The sequence below is a fragment of the Enterobacter sp. 241F3 genome (assembly GCF_034106785.1).
GTDB classification, from domain to species: Bacteria; Pseudomonadota; Gammaproteobacteria; order Enterobacterales; family Enterobacteriaceae; genus Enterobacter; species Enterobacter vonholyi.
In genome coordinates, this window is sequence record NZ_JAWNDD010000001.1 from 536,586 (window position 1) to 554,357 (window position 17,772).

The 17,772-nt window shown below is 55.6% G+C and carries 19 protein-coding genes and 2 tRNA genes; 13 read left to right on the top strand and 8 right to left on the bottom strand.

The window, feature by feature from the left end:
• Positions 1-22 precede the first annotated feature (22 nt).
• Entirely contained in the window at positions 23-664 is a 642-nt protein-coding gene (locus UR504_RS02450) for a riboflavin synthase subunit alpha (protein ID WP_095442481.1), read from the bottom strand.
• A 225-nt stretch (positions 665-889) separates the two neighbouring features.
• Here UR504_RS02450 and mdtK point away from each other — a divergent pair, with 225 nt between their 5' ends.
• The 4 genes from mdtK (at position 890) to UR504_RS02470 (ending at position 4,289) form a co-directional block, all read left to right on the top strand.
• The gene (mdtK, locus tag UR504_RS02455) at positions 890-2,263 is read left to right on the top strand and encodes an MdtK family multidrug efflux MATE transporter (protein ID WP_133294238.1); all 1,374 of its coding nucleotides are present in this window, start codon (positions 890-892) and stop codon (positions 2,261-2,263) included.
• Positions 2,264-2,416: 153 nt separating this feature from the next.
• Positions 2,417-2,493 (top strand) — tRNA-Val (locus UR504_RS02460).
• Positions 2,494-2,497: 4 nt separating this feature from the next.
• A tRNA-Val gene (locus UR504_RS02465) sits at positions 2,498-2,574 on the top strand.
• A gap of 119 nt (positions 2,575-2,693) precedes the next feature.
• Positions 2,694-4,289, top strand: coding sequence for an FAD-NAD(P)-binding protein (locus tag UR504_RS02470; RefSeq protein WP_302234791.1), 1,596 nt, complete (start codon positions 2,694-2,696; stop codon positions 4,287-4,289).
• Between the two features lie 28 nt (positions 4,290-4,317).
• On the opposite strand, the gene UR504_RS02475 is transcribed toward UR504_RS02470, so the two are convergent.
• Complete coding sequence (locus tag UR504_RS02475; RefSeq protein WP_109844381.1) at positions 4,318-4,953, bottom strand: carbonic anhydrase; 636 nt, start codon at positions 4,951-4,953, stop codon at positions 4,318-4,320.
• Positions 4,954-5,025: 72 nt separating this feature from the next.
• Positions 5,026-5,808 (bottom strand): MBL fold metallo-hydrolase, encoded by a 783-nt coding sequence (locus UR504_RS02480; protein WP_274242874.1) that lies wholly within the window; start codon positions 5,806-5,808, stop codon positions 5,026-5,028.
• A gap of 125 nt (positions 5,809-5,933) precedes the next feature.
• On the opposite strand from UR504_RS02480, the gene UR504_RS02485 reads away from it, so the two are divergent.
• Complete coding sequence (locus UR504_RS02485) at positions 5,934-6,074, top strand: hypothetical protein (protein ID WP_003857665.1); 141 nt, start codon at positions 5,934-5,936, stop codon at positions 6,072-6,074.
• Between the two features lie 94 nt (positions 6,075-6,168).
• On the opposite strand, the gene UR504_RS02490 is transcribed toward UR504_RS02485, so the two are convergent.
• Complete coding sequence (locus tag UR504_RS02490) at positions 6,169-6,336, bottom strand: hypothetical protein (RefSeq protein WP_038419198.1); 168 nt, start codon at positions 6,334-6,336, stop codon at positions 6,169-6,171.
• A gap of 245 nt (positions 6,337-6,581) precedes the next feature.
• On the opposite strand from UR504_RS02490, the gene UR504_RS02495 reads away from it, so the two are divergent.
• Genes UR504_RS02495 through UR504_RS02510 form a run of 4 tightly spaced genes read left to right on the top strand, consistent with a single transcriptional unit; the run spans position 6,582 to position 9,676 of the window.
• Positions 6,582-7,412 carry an ABC transporter substrate-binding protein gene (locus UR504_RS02495; protein ID WP_181899764.1) on the top strand — a complete coding sequence of 277 codons (831 nt, stop codon included), beginning with the start codon at positions 6,582-6,584 and terminating at the stop codon, positions 7,410-7,412.
• Positions 7,413-7,414: 2 nt separating this feature from the next.
• Positions 7,415-8,230, top strand: a complete 816-nt coding sequence (locus UR504_RS02500; protein ID WP_127730519.1) for an amino acid ABC transporter ATP-binding protein — start codon at positions 7,415-7,417, stop codon at positions 8,228-8,230.
• The gene (locus UR504_RS02505; protein ID WP_127730517.1) at positions 8,230-9,006 is read left to right on the top strand and encodes an amino acid ABC transporter permease; all 777 of its coding nucleotides are present in this window, start codon (positions 8,230-8,232) and stop codon (positions 9,004-9,006) included. The genes UR504_RS02500 and UR504_RS02505 overlap by 1 nt, the downstream gene beginning before the upstream one ends.
• Positions 8,990-9,676, top strand: a complete 687-nt coding sequence (locus UR504_RS02510; protein ID WP_302234789.1) for an amino acid ABC transporter permease — start codon at positions 8,990-8,992, stop codon at positions 9,674-9,676. The genes UR504_RS02505 and UR504_RS02510 overlap by 17 nt, the downstream gene beginning before the upstream one ends.
• On the opposite strand, the gene fumD is transcribed toward UR504_RS02510, so the two are convergent.
• From fumD to UR504_RS02530, 4 genes are all read right to left on the bottom strand, one after another.
• Entirely contained in the window at positions 9,657-9,866 is a 210-nt protein-coding gene (gene fumD / locus UR504_RS02515) for a fumarate hydratase FumD (protein ID WP_008500615.1), read from the bottom strand. The two genes, UR504_RS02510 and fumD, sit on opposite strands and share 20 nt — an antisense overlap.
• A gap of 110 nt (positions 9,867-9,976) precedes the next feature.
• On the bottom strand, positions 9,977-10,789 hold the full coding sequence (locus UR504_RS02520; protein ID WP_008500616.1) for a MetQ/NlpA family ABC transporter substrate-binding protein: 813 nt from the start codon (positions 10,787-10,789) through the stop codon (positions 9,977-9,979).
• A gap of 23 nt (positions 10,790-10,812) precedes the next feature.
• The gene (locus UR504_RS02525; RefSeq protein ID WP_008500617.1) at positions 10,813-11,481 is read right to left on the bottom strand and encodes a methionine ABC transporter permease; all 669 of its coding nucleotides are present in this window, start codon (positions 11,479-11,481) and stop codon (positions 10,813-10,815) included.
• Positions 11,474-12,496 (bottom strand): methionine ABC transporter ATP-binding protein, encoded by a 1,023-nt coding sequence (locus UR504_RS02530; protein ID WP_045910313.1) that lies wholly within the window; start codon positions 12,494-12,496, stop codon positions 11,474-11,476. The genes UR504_RS02525 and UR504_RS02530 overlap by 8 nt, the downstream gene beginning before the upstream one ends.
• Before the next feature lie 400 nt (positions 12,497-12,896).
• Between UR504_RS02530 and UR504_RS02535 the strand changes: the two genes are divergently transcribed.
• The 4 genes from UR504_RS02535 (at position 12,897) to lpp (ending at position 17,769) form a co-directional block, all read left to right on the top strand.
• Positions 12,897-14,267, top strand: a complete 1,371-nt coding sequence (locus tag UR504_RS02535) for a cystathionine beta-synthase (RefSeq protein WP_302234788.1) — start codon at positions 12,897-12,899, stop codon at positions 14,265-14,267.
• Positions 14,268-14,278: 11 nt separating this feature from the next.
• Positions 14,279-15,424, top strand: a complete 1,146-nt coding sequence (locus tag UR504_RS02540; protein WP_320739517.1) for a PLP-dependent aspartate aminotransferase family protein — start codon at positions 14,279-14,281, stop codon at positions 15,422-15,424.
• Positions 15,425-15,801: 377 nt separating this feature from the next.
• Positions 15,802-17,223, top strand: a complete 1,422-nt coding sequence (gene pykF / locus UR504_RS02545; protein WP_029739779.1) for a pyruvate kinase PykF — start codon at positions 15,802-15,804, stop codon at positions 17,221-17,223.
• Between the two features lie 309 nt (positions 17,224-17,532).
• Positions 17,533-17,769, top strand: coding sequence for a murein lipoprotein Lpp (gene lpp / locus UR504_RS02550; RefSeq protein ID WP_010430241.1), 237 nt, complete (start codon positions 17,533-17,535; stop codon positions 17,767-17,769).
• Positions 17,770-17,772 lie beyond the last annotated feature (3 nt).

Here is a 17,772-nt window from a genome sequence, read left to right on the forward strand (position 1 = left end):
CCCGGATATCCGGGGTTATTTTTTATTCTTCTTCGGCGGTCTTTATTATTGCGGCTTCTTTTGCTGCCAGCACGCGCTCAACCGTATCCACCACAGCCTGGGTCTGCGGATCGATTTCGATATTCACGCGATGCCCCAGTTTTTTCGCGCCCAGCGTGGTGCGCTGCAGCGTTTCAGGAATTAAATGCACGCAAAAACGCGTTGGCGTCACTTCCCCTACCGTCAGGCTAATCCCGTCAATGCCAATAAATCCTTTATAGAGGATGTATTTCATTAATGACGGGTCCTGCATTTTAAACCAGATTTGACGGTTATTTTCCGAGGTCACGATTTTCGCCACTTCGGCGGTGGTCATGATGTGCCCCGACATAAGATGACCGCCAATCTCATCGCTGAACTTCGCCGCGCGCTCAACGTTGATGGTATCGCCTACCACCAGCTCGCCCAGGTTAGTGATGCGCAGCGTCTCTTTCATTAAATCAAAGCTAATCTGGTTGCCGTTAATTTCGGTAACGGTCAGGCAGCAGCCGTTATGGGCAATCGACGCGCCGGTTTCAATGCCCTCAAGCATATATTCCGGCAGCTCAACAACATGAGTACGGAAATTAGGTTTTTCATCAATGGACACCACTTTGGCAGTGCCCTGCACAATACCAGTAAACATGCTTACAACTCCTGTTTTTTCCGAACGGTGATGACACCGTTTAATCCCTCCACAATAACAGTTGGAAAAACAGGTTGCCAGCAGAGCGCATTTTCTGGCGATTTTTTCACTAGATAAATAGCTAAAGCCCGCTACAATAGCTGGCACCCCCCTGCATTTTCTTCTTGCTGCCAGTTTCGGCGGCTTTTTTAGTCTCTCATATAACTACAAAATAAAGGTGTTCACGTGCAGAAGTACATGAATGAAGCGCGCCAGCTATTGGCACTGGCTATACCAGTGATCGTCGCGCAGGTGGCCCAGACCGCAATGGGATTTGTGGATACGGTAATGGCGGGTGGCTACAGCGCCACCGACATGGCGGCCGTAGCTATCGGTACGTCAATCTGGCTTCCGGCCATCCTGTTCGGCCACGGTCTGCTGCTCGCGCTCACGCCTGTTATCGCTCAGCTCAATGGTTCGGGGCGCCGCGAGCGCATTGCCCATCAGGTCCGCCAGGGCTTCTGGCTGGCAGGATTTGTCTCGGTGCTGATTATGGTCGTGCTCTGGAACGCGGGCCATATCATTCGCGCTATGCATAATATTGACCCGGCACTGGCGGACAAAGCCGTGGGTTATTTGCGCGCGCTGCTCTGGGGTGCGCCTGGCTACCTCTTCTTCCAGGTGGCGCGTAACCAGTGTGAAGGCCTGGCGAAAACCAAGCCCGGCATGGTGATGGGCTTTATCGGGCTGCTGGTCAACATTCCCGTTAACTATATCTTTATTTACGGTCATTTCGGGATGCCGGAGCTGGGCGGCGTCGGCTGCGGCGTGGCGACGGCCGCCGTTTACTGGGTAATGTTCTTCTCGATGCTTACCTTCGTGAAGCGCGCCCGCTCCATGCGCGATATTCGTAACGAGCACAGATTCAGCATGCCGGACTGGAACATCATGACGCGTCTGGTGCAGTTAGGGCTGCCGATCGCCCTCGCGCTGTTCTTTGAGGTGACCCTGTTTGCCGTGGTCGCCCTGCTGGTCTCCCCGCTGGGCATTGTGAACGTCGCCGGGCACCAGATCGCGCTGAACTTTAGCTCCCTGATGTTCGTCCTGCCGATGTCGCTGGCGGCGGCGGTGACGATTCGCGTAGGCTTCCGCCTGGGCCAGGGCTCAACGCTCGATGCGCAAACGGCCGCCCGAACCGGACTGGGCGTCGGCGTCTGCATGGCGATCTGTACTGCGCTCTTTACCGTTGCATTACGCGAGCAGATCGCCCTGCTCTATAACGACAATCCGGAAGTCGTCACGCTGGCATCGCACCTGATGCTGCTGGCCGCGATTTACCAGATTTCTGACTCCATTCAGGTGATTGGCAGCGGCGTGCTGCGCGGCTATAAAGACACGCGTTCCATCTTCTTTATCACTTTCATCGCCTACTGGGTGCTGGGTCTGCCGTGTGGCTATATTCTGGCCCTGACCGACCTGGTGGTTGAGCGCATGGGGCCGGCAGGGTTCTGGATGGGCTTTATCATCGGCCTGACCTCGGCGGCGATTATGATGATGATGCGCATGCGCTTCCTGCAGCGCCAGCCATCAACGGTCATTTTGCAACGCGCTGCACGTTAACGACGCAGTAGCCGCCGCCTGGCGGCTACTTTCTCTTCACTTTGCGCGGTAATACAGCAATCGCGTGAAATCAGAGAGAAAATTGCATTTTCCCTCTTGCCACCTCGATGCTGTGCCGCTAATATTCGTCCCCGTTGTCACCGACAACACGTTGCGTTCATAGCTCAGTTGGTTAGAGCACCACCTTGACATGGTGGGGGTCGTTGGTTCGAGTCCAATTGAACGCACCATTCTGCGTCCGTAGCTCAGTTGGTTAGAGCACCACCTTGACATGGTGGGGGTCGGTGGTTCGAGTCCACTCGGACGCACCATTTCAGTCCTGAAATGGTGCAACTCCTCTTCTGATATCCTGAATTTTCCTAATCCCTTATTTTCTTCATTGTTCTCCTGCTACGCTTTTCCTATGGAAAAAAACACAGGAAACGTGTTGATGAAGAAGATCGCGATTATCGGCTCCGGCCCCACAGGGATTTACACCTTTTATCACCTGCTTAAGAACAGCACGCCGCTCTCCGTTTCCGTTTTCGAACAGGCCGATGAAGCCGGCGTGGGTATGCCCTATAACGACGACGATAATTCCCGGCTGATGCTGGCGAACATTGCGAGCATTGAAATCCCGCCCATTTTTATGACCTACCTCGACTGGCTCAAGGAACAGAGCGACGCCCATCTGTCGCGTTTTAAGGTTGATAAAGCCAGCCTGCACGATCGGCAGTTCCTGCCGAGGATCCTGCTGGGGGAGTATTTTCGCGACAGCTTTCGTTCAATCGTAAAAGAGGCGAAAAAGCTGGGGTTCCAGGTTGAGATCCATGAATCAGCGAAGGTCACCGACATCACCCCTTCGACAACCGGCGTGACGATTTCGGTCAACGACCGCGCCCTACCGGATAAATTCGACCTGGCGGTTATCGCCACCGGCCACGTCTGGCCAGACGAGGATGAAGCCACGCGCTCGTTCTTCCCAAGCCCGTGGTCCGGCCTGATGGATGCCAGCATTCCCCCTTGCCGCGTGGGCATTATGGGCACCTCGTTGAGCGGTCTCGACGCGGCTATGGCGGTGGTGATGCAGCACGGTGAGTTTCGTGACGGTAAATTCATCCTCGACAACGGCAGCGAAGGGTTACACATTACGCTGATGTCCCGGACGGGCATTCTGCCGGAAGCCGATTTTTACTGCCCTATTCCTTACGAACCGCTGTCGGTTTTGACCGAATTCGTGGTGGAAAGCGAGATAGCCAAAGGACCGGATGGCCTGCTTGACCGCATTTTTGCCCTGATGGTCAAAGAGCTTCAGCTTGCCGATCCGGCGTGGTGCGAGAAAATGTCTCTGCATACGCTGAATGCGGACACTATTCGTAAGGCCTGGTTTGAGGATCGTAAACGCCACGGCCCCTTTACCTGGGCGGAAGAGAATCTCAACGAGGTTGAACGCAACAAACGGGAACGCCGTACCGTGGCCTGGCGCTATACCGTGCTTCGGCTGCATGAAGTGGTTCAGGAGATCGTCCCCCATCTCGATGAGCAAGACGGTGAACGCTTCAGTCAGGGGCTGGCTCGGGTATTTATCGACAATTATGCCGCCATTCCTCCGCAGTCTATCCGCAGGCTGCTCGCACTTCGCGAAGCCGGCATCATCAGCGTGGCCGCGCTCGGTGACGACTACACGCTCGACGTTGGCAGTGATCGAACGGTGATAACCACAAAAGAGACCGTCTATCGTTTCGACGTATTTATTGACGCACGCGGACAAAAGCCGCTCAAAACGAAAGATCTGCCCTTCCCGACGCTGCGAAAACAGCTGGAAGCAACGGGAGATCGGATACCCGATATCGGCGAGGATTACACCTTAAAAGCGCCTGACATCGTGCGCGGACGCATCGCCTTCGGCGCGATACCGTGGCTGATGCACGACCGTCCCTTCGTTCAGGGGCTGGCGGAATGTGCTGAGATTGCAGAAGCGATGGCGAAGGCGGCTGAAAAACCCGCGTCGGGATCGCGGAGAAGGTTACCGTATATTGAGATCTGACAGGGCTTCCATGCCCTGCTGTCGGTAATTACTCGAAGAAGACTTCCGGGTTTTCCGACAGCGAAACGAAACTTTTCGTCGCTTTATCCAGCGCGAGGATTTCGCCGCTTTCAATGTCGTACACCCAGCCGTGCAGTCGGATGGAGTTATTACGCAGGCCCACCGCAACGGACGGATGGGTCTTGATGTTGCTCAGCTGCGCAAAGACGTTTTCCTGCACCATCGCATTGACCTTATCGATCGGCTTATCCCAGGTTTTCTTCTCAACCACGGCTTTCGCCGCGTCGGAATAGCGCAGCCAGTGTGACACCGCAGGCATCGGCTCCAGGTTCGCGTTATCGGCAATCGCCTTCATTGCGCCACAGTTGGAGTGACCACAAATCACGATATCCGTGACGCCCAGCGCCACCACGGCGTATTCGATGGTTGCGGACACGCCGCCAGGCTCCGGTCCGAACGGCGGCACGATGTTGCCAGCATTACGAATGACAAAGAGTTGTCCTGGCTCTTGCTGGGTGACCAGTTCCGGGACCAGACGGCTGTCGGAGCATGAGATGAACAGCGCTTTGGGATTCTGGCTGGACGCTAAACTGCGGAAGAGTTCTTTACGTTGCGGGAAAATCTCTTTTTGAAAGCTGAGAAAACCTTCAATGATATGTTGCATAGCAATGTCTCTTTTATCTGTTTTAGTTTAGGCATGATCGAGATCACACTCGTAAAGTTTACCCATCGTGGTTTACTTCAGACAAGCAATATATTTCTGGCCCGACCGCTGCACGATCTCGTCCGCACTGGTCAGGATGTTCTGCCCTTCGAACGCGCCGTAAAGACGTTCAAAGGTTTTGCCTTCGAGATGACTCACCACCGACGCCACCGTTCGGGCCGGCAGCGGGAGATAATTCGGGTAGCTCCACATAAACGAGACGGCGTCTTTACCCGGCGTGACCTGCAGAATATCGCCAACCAGCAATACCCCGTCCCCCTCCTGCCAGTGCAGCACCGTTCCCCCGGCAAAATGCCCACCCAGACGCAGCAGGGTAACCGACGGGAAAATCTCCAGCGTATCCCCCTCCCAGAAATCAATGGCAGGGCTGTCGCGCATGACCCACTCTTTGTCGCTGGCGTGCAGGTACACCGGCGCGTCAAACGCCGCAGCCCACTCCTGCATCGTGGTGTAATAGTGCGGATGTGAAATCGCAATCGCGCTGATGCCGCCAAGGGCGGCGATGAGGGTTTGGGTTGCGGGATCGAGGTTGGCGATGCAGTCCCAGAGGATATTGCCGTGGGGCGTTTGCAGGAGCAGCGCCCGCTGGTTAATCGCAAACGCAGGAACCGTTTTGATACCGAATAATCGCGGCTCCAGCTGCTGCCATTTGTTGCTGTGCGCCGCGGTGATGGTATCGAGATCGGTCCACGCCTGCCCAGTGATGGGTACATACTGGCGTTCATCCTCACAAATCGGGCATCTGTCCGGCTGCGTATCGTAGGCGGTTCCACAGGTTTTACAGAGTGTAATCATGTGCTCTCCTCAGCGATAAAGCACTGAGTATGGCAGGGATTATCCTTATGTGCTGCGAGGTACATTGCTGGCTTTTTTTGCCCTATACTGTGCCAGTATCGAAAACTGAACAGAGCAGGTGCAACATGGAAATTGATCTCGATAACTTAGTCTTTAACGGTCTGGATGAAGCAGAAGAGCGTAATGCGGAACGTCTGGACGATGCAGACAAAAAAGCGCAGGCGATTGTCGCCGACGACGACTGCGGCGACGCCTGCAAGATCTAATAAAAAAAGCACCGGGAAACCGGTGCTTTTTTTATTTCACTCGTTAAACGTCACGCACACCTCGTTCCAGTAGGTTTCGCGCGTGCGGCGCAGTTCAGCGTGACGTTTTATCATGGAACCACTCCGGGTCAATGTTGGCAACGTCTACGCCATACAGGCTGGCGACAGGCAGTATCGACTCAAGAACACGTTGCGCGCTGTTCTCCGCATTCGCTGGCCGGGCCGCAAAAAACCGCCGTAACGTGCTGATCCACTTTTTCATCGTCTTACCCTCTCTCGCCGTGTCTGACCTCAGTTAAGCACCCAAATCCCGTGCAGGGGAAATACCAAAATCCACTGTCTATGTGCAGGATCTGCAAATAGCACCCCGTCCTTTTCACGCTTCATTAACACCTTGTTCACTAATGCTTTTTTGCTCATAGCAAAGAACGATTTCTTATTTGGCGATAGCTTTCCCTTATGGGAGCGTAACGGGGTAAAACAAAAACAACGGGATGGCGAATGACTATGGCAGCAAATATGAAAGGGTTTACCAAACGGACACTGGTTCTGGGATTACTGGCGGCGGGGAGCCTGCTTTCAGCTCAGGCACAGGCCGATCAGCTGGCGGATATTAAGGCAGCAGGGGTGGTGAAAGTGGCCACGTTTGACGCCAACCCGCCGTTTGGCTCGATTGATGCAAAAACGCATGAGATCGTGGGTTATGACGTGGACTTTGCCAAAGCGCTGGCAAAATCGCTCGGCGTGAAGCTTGAACTGGTTGCCACCAATCCGGCCAACCGCATTCCGCTGCTGCAGTCCGGCAAAGCCGACCTGATCGTGGCGGATATCACCATCACCCCGGAACGCGCACAGGTCATTGATTTTTCTACGCCTTACTTCGTTACCGGCCAGCAGTTCCTCGTTCCGGCAAAATCACCGGACAAGCTTGATGACTATAGCCGGGCGCGCATTGGCGCAGTCAAAGGAACGACGGGCGAGCAGGCGCTGCACCAGCGTTTCCCGCAGTCCCGCGTCCTCTCTTATGACGACATCCCGCTGGCGTTGACCGCACTGCGCAATGGCAACGTCCAGGCCATTACCCAGGACAGCACCATTCTGGCCGGCCTGCTGGCGCAGGCGCCGGACAAAGCCAATTTCAAAATCCTGCCCGACCTGCTCAGTAAAGAAGAGATTGGCGTGGGGGTGAAGAAAGGTGAAACGGCGCTGCTGAAGGCCGTTAACGACGAACTGGTTAATCTCGAGAAGACCGGTCAGGCGGCAAAAATCTATGATGTCTGGTTTGGTCCTGGCACCCCTGCTCCACAGCCGCGCGCCTTTAAAATAGAAGCCAGGTAATTATGCTCTCAGGTTTATTTTCACACTCCGCGGCCGGTGCCGCGGATTTTTCACATCTGGAACAGGCCAGCGTCGAGTTTCGTCATGTGGACAAACGCTACGGTGACCATCAGGTTTTAAACGACATTAACCTCACCATCACGCCCGGTGAAGTGGTTGCCATCCTCGGCCCTTCAGGCTCCGGTAAATCCACCCTGATCCGTCTTATCAACCAGCTTGAAACCCTGAGCGGCGGGGAGATTCTGGTCGACAACAAGCCTACCGGAAAGCTCTCCGGTACCGGGCTGCGTCAGCTGCGAAGCCGCGTGGGGTTTGTGTTCCAGCAGTTCAATCTTTACGCCCATCTCACCGCCAGCCAGAACATCACCCTGGCACTGGAGCACGTTCACGGCTGGAAGCCGCATCCTGCTCAGGAGCGTGCGCTGGCCCTGCTGGAGAAAGTCGGGATGCTGGAAAAGGCCCACCATTACCCGGCAGAGCTTTCCGGCGGGCAGCAGCAGCGCGTGGCGATAGCCCGCGCCCTCGCCTCTTCACCGCAAATCATTCTGTTTGATGAACCCACCTCCGCGCTGGATCCGGAGATGATTGGTGAAGTGCTGTACGTGATGAAAGCCCTCGCCCACAGCGGGATCACGATGATCGTGGTGACCCATGAGATGCAGTTTGCCCGTGAAATTGCCGACCGGATTGTCTTTATCGACGGCGGGCAAATTCTGGAAACCGCGCCGCCGGCGCAGTTTTTCAGCCAGCCAGCGCATCCGCGCGCGCAGCGCTTCCTGCAAAAGGTGCTCAACCCGCTGCATCAGGAGCATCTGTAATGCCCGCGCTCGACTGGCAGGGGGTACTGACCGGACAGCCTCTGCAGTGGATACTCTCCGGATTCCTCACCACCCTGTGGGTGACGCTGGCGGGGATCGTGCTGGCCAGCCTGCTCGCACTGCTCTTTATGCTCCTGCGCCTTTCCGGGGGACGCGTCGGGAAAGCGATCGTCAGCGGCTGGGTATCACTCTTTCGCAATACCCCGCTGCTGGTGCAGCTACTGTTCTGGTATTTTGCCGCCTGGAACGGGCTGCCGCAGGCGTTTCGCGAAGCGGTCAACGCCGATCACAGCTGGTCGATTCTGCCCGGCGACGTCTGGTGGTTTACGCCCGAATTTTTATGCTCTGCCTGGGGGCTGGGCGTTTTTACCTCGGCGTTTTTAATCGAAGAGGTGGAAGCAGGATTGCGTTCCGTGCCCGCCGGGCAGCGGGAGGCGGCGCTCGCCCAGGGATTCTCCGCGTGGCGCTTGTTTCGCTTCATCCTTCTGCCGCAGGGCCTGGCCAACGCCTGGCAGCCCGTTGTGGGCCAGTATCTCAATCTGATGAAGCTCTCCTCGCTCGCCAGCGGGATTGGCTTCGCCGAGCTCACCTATCAGGTCAGGCAGATCGAAAGCTATAACGCGCACGCGCTGGAGGCGTTTACCCTCGGTACCGTGCTCTATCTGCTGACCGGCCTGGTCATGGGGATGGTGCTGGTACGCCTTGGGCCACAGGCGAAACGTAAACGCCCGAACGTCGTCATCGCAGGGAGTGAAAAACATGATTGCCGGACTTAATGTCATCACCGATAACCTCGATTATCTGCTGTGGGGACGCGCGGCAACGGGTGAACCGGGAGGCGTACTGCTTTCGTTAATGATGGCAGCAGGCGCTGCGGTTATCGCTCTGCCCGGAGGGATACTGCTCGCGTGCCTGGCCTGGCGCTTTACCGGGCTCGTGCGAAAAGTCCTCTTTTTATGGGCAGAGCTGATTCGCGGTATCCCGCTTATCTTCGTGATTTTCTGGATGTGGTATCTCCTGCCGCTCATCACCGGGGGCGATCTGCCCGGGGCGCTGACCGTCACGCTGGCACTGGCCTGGTTTACGGCGGCCACCGTGATGCACTCGATGCTGGCCGGGCTGAGCGCACTGCCGACCGGGCAGTACGAGGCCGCACTGTCTCAGGGCTTCAGCACCCAACAAACCCTGTTGCGCGTGCTGCTGCCGCAGGCGCTGAGGAATATTCTGCCGTCGCTGGTGGGGATTTTTATTAGCCTGCTGAAGGATACGTCGCTGGCGTTTATCGTGAACGTCCCGGAACTGACCACGGTGGCGGGACAGGTCAACAACCGGGTGCAAATCTACCCGGCGGCCATTTTTATCTTTACGGGCGTGGTTTACTACCTGCTCTGCTGCTCGCTCGAGCAGCTTGCGAAGCGCTGGCGCCTTACCCGGCCAGCGCTTTAACCACCGTTTCCATTGCTTCGGTTGTCAATTCACTGCGTTTAACGCGCTGGTTCGCCAGCGCGGTACGCAGTACCCCGGCAATGACAATATGCTTTGGCTCCTGCCCTAAATCACGCATCTCGAGCACCACCTTTCCGACCACCCGGCACATCTCCTGGTACAGCGCTTCATCTTTGGTCACGTTACCCATCGTCATCACTCCATTGCCTTTTAAACGTTGAGCTTAAATGATTCTCCAGCCGGATACAAAAAAGAAGCCCGGCGAGAGACTCGCCGGGCTTCATCAGTAAAATCAGTAAATTAGTTGTTTACAGGAATAACCGCGCCTTTGTACTTGGTGCGGATCCAGTCCTGAATCTCTTTCGAGTGCAGCACGTTCACCAGCGCGACGATATCTTTCTTCTTCTCGTCACCGCGGTGTACGGTAATGATGTTGGCGTACGGGTTGTTTTCACCGCTCTCTACCGCAATCGGGTCGTGAACCGGATCCAGACCGGCGTCAATCGCGTAGTTGGCGTTGATCACCACCGCATCGCCTTCGTTGTTGTTGTACATCTGCGGCAGCAGAGACGCTTCAACGTTAGGCGTGAACTTCAGCTTTTTCGGGTTCTCGACGATGTCGCTGATGCGCGCGGTCACTTTATCGATGCCCGGCTTCAGCTTGATCACGCCCTCTTTCTCGAAGATGGAAAGAATACGGCCCTCTTCAGAAACCGCGTCACGCATGATGATCTTGCCGCCTTCCGGCAGGTCTTTCAGCGACTTGTATTTTTTGGAGTAGATGCCGATTGGCTCAATGTGGATCGCGCCCGCACTGACAAAATCGTAGTCCTTATCGCCCGCATGATCTTTCAGCACGCTGTTCAGGTAAGGAATATGCTGGAAATAGTTCGCGTCGATGTCATGACCCGCCAGCGCGGTATTCGGCAGAATGTAGTCCTGGAACGGTTTAATCTCCAGGTCGATACCCTGCTTCGCCAGAATCGGCTTTGCCTGCTCCAGAATTTCCGCATGCGGCGTGTTGGATGCACCCACGGTCAGGGTGTCGGCCCAGGAGGCGAAGCTCAGGGCGCTCAGGGTTGCTGCGGCGATCAGTGTCAGTGTCTTTTTCATGATGTGGTTCCTGTGTGTATTTATTAGCGTTTATCTAACAGTGAAGTAATGACATCGCCGCAGAACTGGATAATGAAAACGATGATCAGAATGGTCACCGTTGCCACCAGCGTGACGTCACCATGGTTGCGCTGGAATCCTTCCAGATAAGCCAGATTTCCCAAACCACCGGCGCCAATCACCCCCGCCATTGCGCTGTAGCTCACCAGCGCAATCAGCGTTACCGTAATACCCGATACCAGTGCAGGTGATGATTCCGGCAGTAAAACCCGAAATACGAGCGTGCTCAGTCGTGCGCCCATCGAGCGCGTCGCTTCAATCACGCCTTTATCCACTTCACGCAGGGCGATCTCCACCAGGCGTGCGTAGAACGGTGCAGCCCCCACAATCAGGGCCGGCAGCGCCGCATTGGCGCCAAGAATGGTGCCGACAACGGTCTTGGTGAACGGGATCAGCAGCACAATCAAAATGATGAACGGAATCGAGCGGAACACGTTCACCACGATCGAAATGACGCTATACACCGTGCGGTTGTGGAACAATCCGCCGCGCGCGGTTAAAAACAGCGCCAGACCCAGCACGATGCCTAATACAAAGGTCGCCACGCCGGACAGCGCGGTCATGTACAACGTCTCCAGCGTTGCCGCCCAGAGCTGATCCCACTTGAGATGCGGAAAGAGATTCTCAGCCATGTTTAATCACCTCGCCTTCAATATCGCTGTGCTGCAGGTCGGCGAGGATATTGTTCAGTTGTTCATCAGATGCCACGACGTGCACCCAGAGTTGACCAAACACGCCGTGAGCGGTTTGGGTCATTTTTCCGTGCAGGATGTTAAACGGCAGGCCGTAGCGCAGCGTCAGTTCGCCCACAATCGGCTTATGCGTGCTGTGCCCGGTAAAGGTCAGCCTGATGACCGTCCCTTCCAGATCGTTTGCCAGTTCGGTATTGAACGTTTCTTCTTCAGCGTACTGGCTCACCTGACGCACAAACTGCTGCGTAATCGGCTGCTGCGGATGGGTAAAGACGCTCAGCACGTCTCCCTCTTCCACCACCTTACCGTTCTCCATTACCGCCACGCGGTCGCAGATTTTGCGCACCACGTGCATCTCGTGCGTGATGAGCACGATGGTCAGCTTAAAGCGGCGGTTAATATCCAGCAGCAGATCGAGGATCTGATCGGTGGTCTGCGGGTCAAGCGCGGAGGTGGCTTCATCGCAGAGCAGCACATCCGGGCGATTAGCCAGCGCACGCGCAATACCCACGCGCTGCTTTTGACCACCGCTCAGCTGCGACGGATAGGCATGCTCGCGGCCTTTCAGGCCAACGAGTTCAATAAGCTCGGCCACGCGGGCCTTAATTTCGGCTTTCGGTACGCCGGCAATTTGCATCGAGAACGCAATATTCTCGCTGACCGTGCGCGACCACAGCAGGTTAAAGTGCTGAAACACCATGCTGATCTTCAGACGCGCCTGGCGCAGCGCTTCACCTTTTGCGGCAGAAATGTTCTGCCCGTTGATGGTTACGCTGCCGCTGCTCGGTTTTTCCAGCCCGTTGAGCAGGCGGATAAGCGTACTTTTACCTGCGCCGCTGTAACCAATGATCCCGTATATCTGTCCCTGTGCTATCGTCAAATTGACGTTATCAACGGCTGTGAGTGCCACCTTTCCGTTGTCAAAAACCTTCGAAATATTGCTCAGTACAATCATTCTTATTCATTATCCGTGCCGCCCGTGGCGGTTTAGCAGTATGGATGTCCAAATGATAGTAAACAGCCGTTACCCGCTTTTAAATGAACAAAAAAGAATGTGTTATAACTTTCCGAAATAAACAGCGGATTTACCGGGTGGGAAGCATTTAGACCAATTTCAGCAATGATTATCTGCCGGATGCATATCTGCTGGCGGACGGGCGCAAAAAACGGTCATTTTTGCAGCATTTTATCCCGATATAGCCATCCTCACATCCAGACAACTTTACGTCTTGCTGTCCTGCCATCCAGAAATGGCATTTATATTCCTTTCTGTTCTAAACGGCAGTGAATGGTTCTTTATTGAGAAAATTTCACCGCCCTATCATCCCGTCATGACATCCAGAAAGGAAAACATCATGACGATTTATCACTCCGTCACCGAACTGATTGGTCGTACCCCGCTGATCCAGCTGCATAAGCTTGATACCGGTCCCTGCTCGCTCTTTCTGAAGCTGGAAAACCAGAACCCGGGCGGTTCGATTAAGGATCGCGTTGCGCTGTCGATGATTAACGAAGCGGAACGTACCGGTAGGCTGAAGCCTGGCGGCACGATAATTGAGGCTACGGCGGGCAATACCGGTCTCGGCCTGGCCCTGATCGCCGCCCAGAAAGGCTACTCGCTGATCCTGGTGGTGCCGGACAAAATGAGCCGCGAGAAGATTTTCCACCTGCGCGCGCTGGGTGCCCAGGTGGTGCTGACCCGCTCCGACGTCAACAAGGGCCACCCGGCCTATTACCAGGATTACGCCCAGCGCCTGGCTAACGAACTTCCCGGCGCGTTTTACATCGACCAGTTCAACAACGAAGCCAACCCGCTGGCGCACCGCACCACCACGGCGCCGGAACTGTATGAACAGCTTGACGGCCGGATCGACGCCATCGTCGTGGGCGTCGGCTCAGGCGGCACGCTGGGCGGCCTGCAGGCGTGGTTCGCCGAGCACTCTCCGCATACTGAATTTGTCCTGGCAGACCCGGCCGGATCCGTGCTAGCCGACCAGGTGGAAACCGGACGCTACCACGACGCGGGCTCCTGGCTGGTTGAGGGAATTGGCGAAGACTTTATTCCGCCGCTGGCCCACATTGAAGGGGTGAATCGCGCCTGGCGCATCACCGACCGCGAAGCCTTCACCACCGCGCGCGAGCTGCTGAAAACGGAGGGCATTCTGGCGGGCTCCTCCAGCGGCACGCTGCTGGCGGCCGCGCTGAAGTATTGCCAGGCGCAGACCACGCCGAAGCGCGTGGTGACCTTCGCCTGCGACAGCGGCAATAAGTATCTTTCGAAGATGTTCAACGACGACTGGATGCGACAGCAGGGGCTCATCACGCGTCCTCAGGCCGGCGACCTCTCTGACTACATCGCCCTGCGTCACGATGAAGGCGCCACCGTTACCGCGGCCCCGGACGACACGCTTTCCACCGTTCTGGCACGCATGCGTCTGTATGACATCTCCCAGCTGCCGGTGCTGGAGAACGGCAAGGTGGTGGGCATTATCGACGAGTGGGATCTCCTGCGGCATATCGGCGGCGACGGCGATCGCTTCGCGCTGCCGGTGACGGCAGCCATGACGCGTCAGGTGGAGTTTCTTGATAAACACGCCCCGGAAAGCGCCCTGCACGCCATCTTCGACCGCGGCCTGGTGGCCGTCATTAATGACAACGACCGTTTTCTCGGTCTGATTACGCGCAGCGACGTTCTGACCGCCTGGCGCAACCGTCTTCAGCAATAAAGGAACAGATGATGAAAAACCTGGCTACCCTGAGCGTCCACAGCGGCGAGTTCAACGACCAGCACGGCGCCGTCATGCCGCCGATTTACGCCACCTCGACGTTTGCGCAACCGTCACCCGGCGAGCATACCGGCTATGAGTATTCGCGCAGCGGCAACCCTACCCGCCACGCGCTGGAAACCGCGATCGCCGAACTGGAAGGCGGCACGCGCGGCTACGCCTTCGCCTCCGGCCTGGCGGCCATCTCCACGGTGCTCGAACTGCTGGATAAAGACAGCCATATCGTCGCCATTGATGACGTTTACGGCGGGACGTACCGCCTGATCGAAAACGTGCGCAAGCGCAGCACCGGCCTGCAGGTCTGCTGGGTTAAACCGGACGACCTCGCCGGGCTCGAGGCCGCCATCCGCCCGGATACGCGTATGGTGTGGGTCGAGACGCCGACCAACCCGCTACTGAAGCTGGCGGATCTGGCGGCCATCGCGGCAATCGCCCGTCGTCATAACGTCATCAGCGTGGCGGATAACACCTTCGCGTCACCGGTGATCCACCGTCCGCTGGAGTCTGGTTTCGATATCGTGGTGCACTCTGCCACCAAATACCTTAACGGCCACTCTGACGTGGTCGCCGGGCTGGCGATTGTCGGGGATAACAAGGAACTGGCGGACAAGCTGGGCTATCTGCAAAACGCGGTGGGCGGCGTTCTGGATCCGTTCAGCAGTTTCCTGACGCTGCGCGGTATTCGCACGCTCGCGCTGAGGGTCGAAAAGCACAGCACCAACGCGCTGGCGATTGCGCAATGGCTGGAGCAACACCCTCTGGTCGAAAAGGTGTTCTATCCCGGCCTGGAGTCGCATCCGCAATATCAGCTTGCCCGCACCCAGATGGCCCTGCCCGGTGGCATGATTTCCGTCGTGGTAAAAGGCGATGCGCAACGCGCCACCGAGGTGATTCGCAACCTGAAGTTGTTCACCCTCGCAGAAAGCCTGGGCGGCGTGGAAAGTCTGGTGAGCCAGCCTTACAGCATGACCCACGCGTCGATTCCGCTCGAGCAACGCCTGGCAAACGGCATTGTGCCGCAGCTGATCCGCCTGTCAGTCGGGATTGAAGATCCGAAAGACCTGATTGCCGACCTCAGCCAGGCGCTGCAAAAATAAGCAAAATGCGGCAGGTCCCTCACCTGCCGCCACAAGTTGTCATCATGGCTTAACGCATTGATAACAATATTATGTGAAACTGCACAGATTATTTCTGAAACACCGTTTCCATTTTCCTTTTATCTTCAAATCAGCGTATAATGCGCGCCTAATCCCTGGTGAATGGTTTCAGCGCTTGGAATACAAAAAACAACGTACAACTTCTCCTCTCCTTCGTTGGGCTGTCACTCAGGCACACTTTCTTCTGCACGCTCATTTGATGTCTCCTATCCTTAGTGCGTGTCATATACTCTTTTGCAACACAGGTTTGACTCCGCGGCGGTGCGCCCCCGGAGCGAGATTTCCATATCCTTCCCAACTTAAAGACTAAGACTGTCATGAAAAAGACGAAAATTGTTTGTACTATCGGCCCGAAAACCGAATCTGAAGAGATGCTGACCAAAATGCTGGATGCCGGCATGAACGTGATGCGTCTGAACTTCTCCCACGGTGACTACGCAGAACACGGTCAGCGTATCCAGAACTTGCGCAACGTGATGAGCAAGACCGGTAAAAAAGCCGCGATCCTGCTGGATACCAAAGGTCCAGAAATCCGTACTATCAAACTGGAAGGCGGTAACGACGTCTCTCTGAAAGCTGGCCAGACCTTCACCTTCACCACCGATAAATCCGTTGTCGGCAACAGCGAAATCGTTGCAGTGACCTATGAAGGCTTCACCAACGACCTGTCCGTCGGTAACACCGTGCTGGTAGACGATGGTCTGATCGGTATGGAAGTCACCGCGATCGAAGGCAACAAGGTTATCTGTAAAGTGCTGAACAACGGCGACCTGGGCGAAAACAAAGGCGTTAACCTGCCAGGCGTCTCTATCGCACTGCCAGCGCTGGCTGAAAAAGACAAACAGGACCTGATCTTCGGTTGCGAACAAGGCGTTGACTTTGTTGCGGCATCCTTCATCCGTAAGCGTTCTGACGTAGTTGAAATTCGTGAGCACCTGAAAGCGCACGGCGGCGAGAAGATCCAGATCATCTCCAAAATTGAAAACCAGGAAGGCCTGAACAACTTCGACGAAATCCTCGAAGCGTCTGACGGCATCATGGTTGCACGTGGCGACCTGGGTGTAGAAATCCCGGTTGAAGAAGTGATCTTCGCGCAGAAGATGATGATCGAGAAATGCGTGCGCGCGCGTAAAGTGGTTATCACCGCAACGCAGATGCTGGACTCCATGATCAAAAACCCACGCCCTACCCGCGCTGAAGCAGGCGACGTGGCAAACGCCATCCTCGACGGTACTGATGCGGTTATGCTGTCCGGTGAATCCGCCAAAGGTAAATATCCGCTGGAAGCGGTGTCCATCATGGCCACCATCTGCGAACGTACCGACCGCGTGATGAAAAGCCGTCTGGACTACAACAACGACAGCCGCAAGCTGCGCATCACCGAAGCGGTATGCCGCGGTGCGGTAGAAACGGCTGAGAAACTGGAAGCCCCACTGATCGTGGTTGCCACCCAGGGCGGTAAATCTGCTCGCGCCGTGCGTAAATACTTCCCGGATGCGACTATCCTGGCGCTGACCACCAACGAAACCACTGCGCGTCAGCTGGTGCTGAGCAAAGGCGTGATCCCACACCTGGTGAAAGAGATCGCGTCTACGGATGATTTCTACCGTCTGGGTAAAGAAGTGGCTCTGGAGCTGGTTGATCGTGGTCTGGCACAGAAAGGTGACGTTGTGGTCATGGTTTCTGGCGCACTGGTACCAAGCGGCACTACCAATACCGCATCTGTTCACGTGCTGTAATAATTCCTGAACGAATTAATTTGGATAAAAAGCGCCCTCCGGGCGCTTTTTTTATTCCTGGCATTAGCCAAACGCATTCAAAATGCAAATCGGGTTTTTCTATTTAATTGCGAATTATCTAAGATGAATCCGATGATAAATGCCTTTTTTTCCTTAGATTTTTGCCCGAAAAGGGCTGATTCGATGCTTCTTTGAGCGAACGATCAAAAATAGGTGTATTCCCATCAAAAAAATATTCTCAACCCAAAAAACTTTGTGTAATACTTGTAACGCTACATGGAGATTAACTCAATCTAGAGGGTATTAATAATGAATCGTACTAAACTGGTACTGGGCGCGGTAATCCTGGGTTCTACTCTGCTGGCTGGTTGCTCCAGCAACGCTAAAATCGATCAGCTGTCTTCTGACGTTCAGACTCTGAACGCTAAAGTTGACCAGCTGAGCAACGACGTGAACGCAATCCGTTCCGACGTTCAGGCTGCTAAAGACGACGCAGCTCGCGCTAACCAGCGTCTGGACAACCAGGCTACTAAATACCGTAAGTAATAG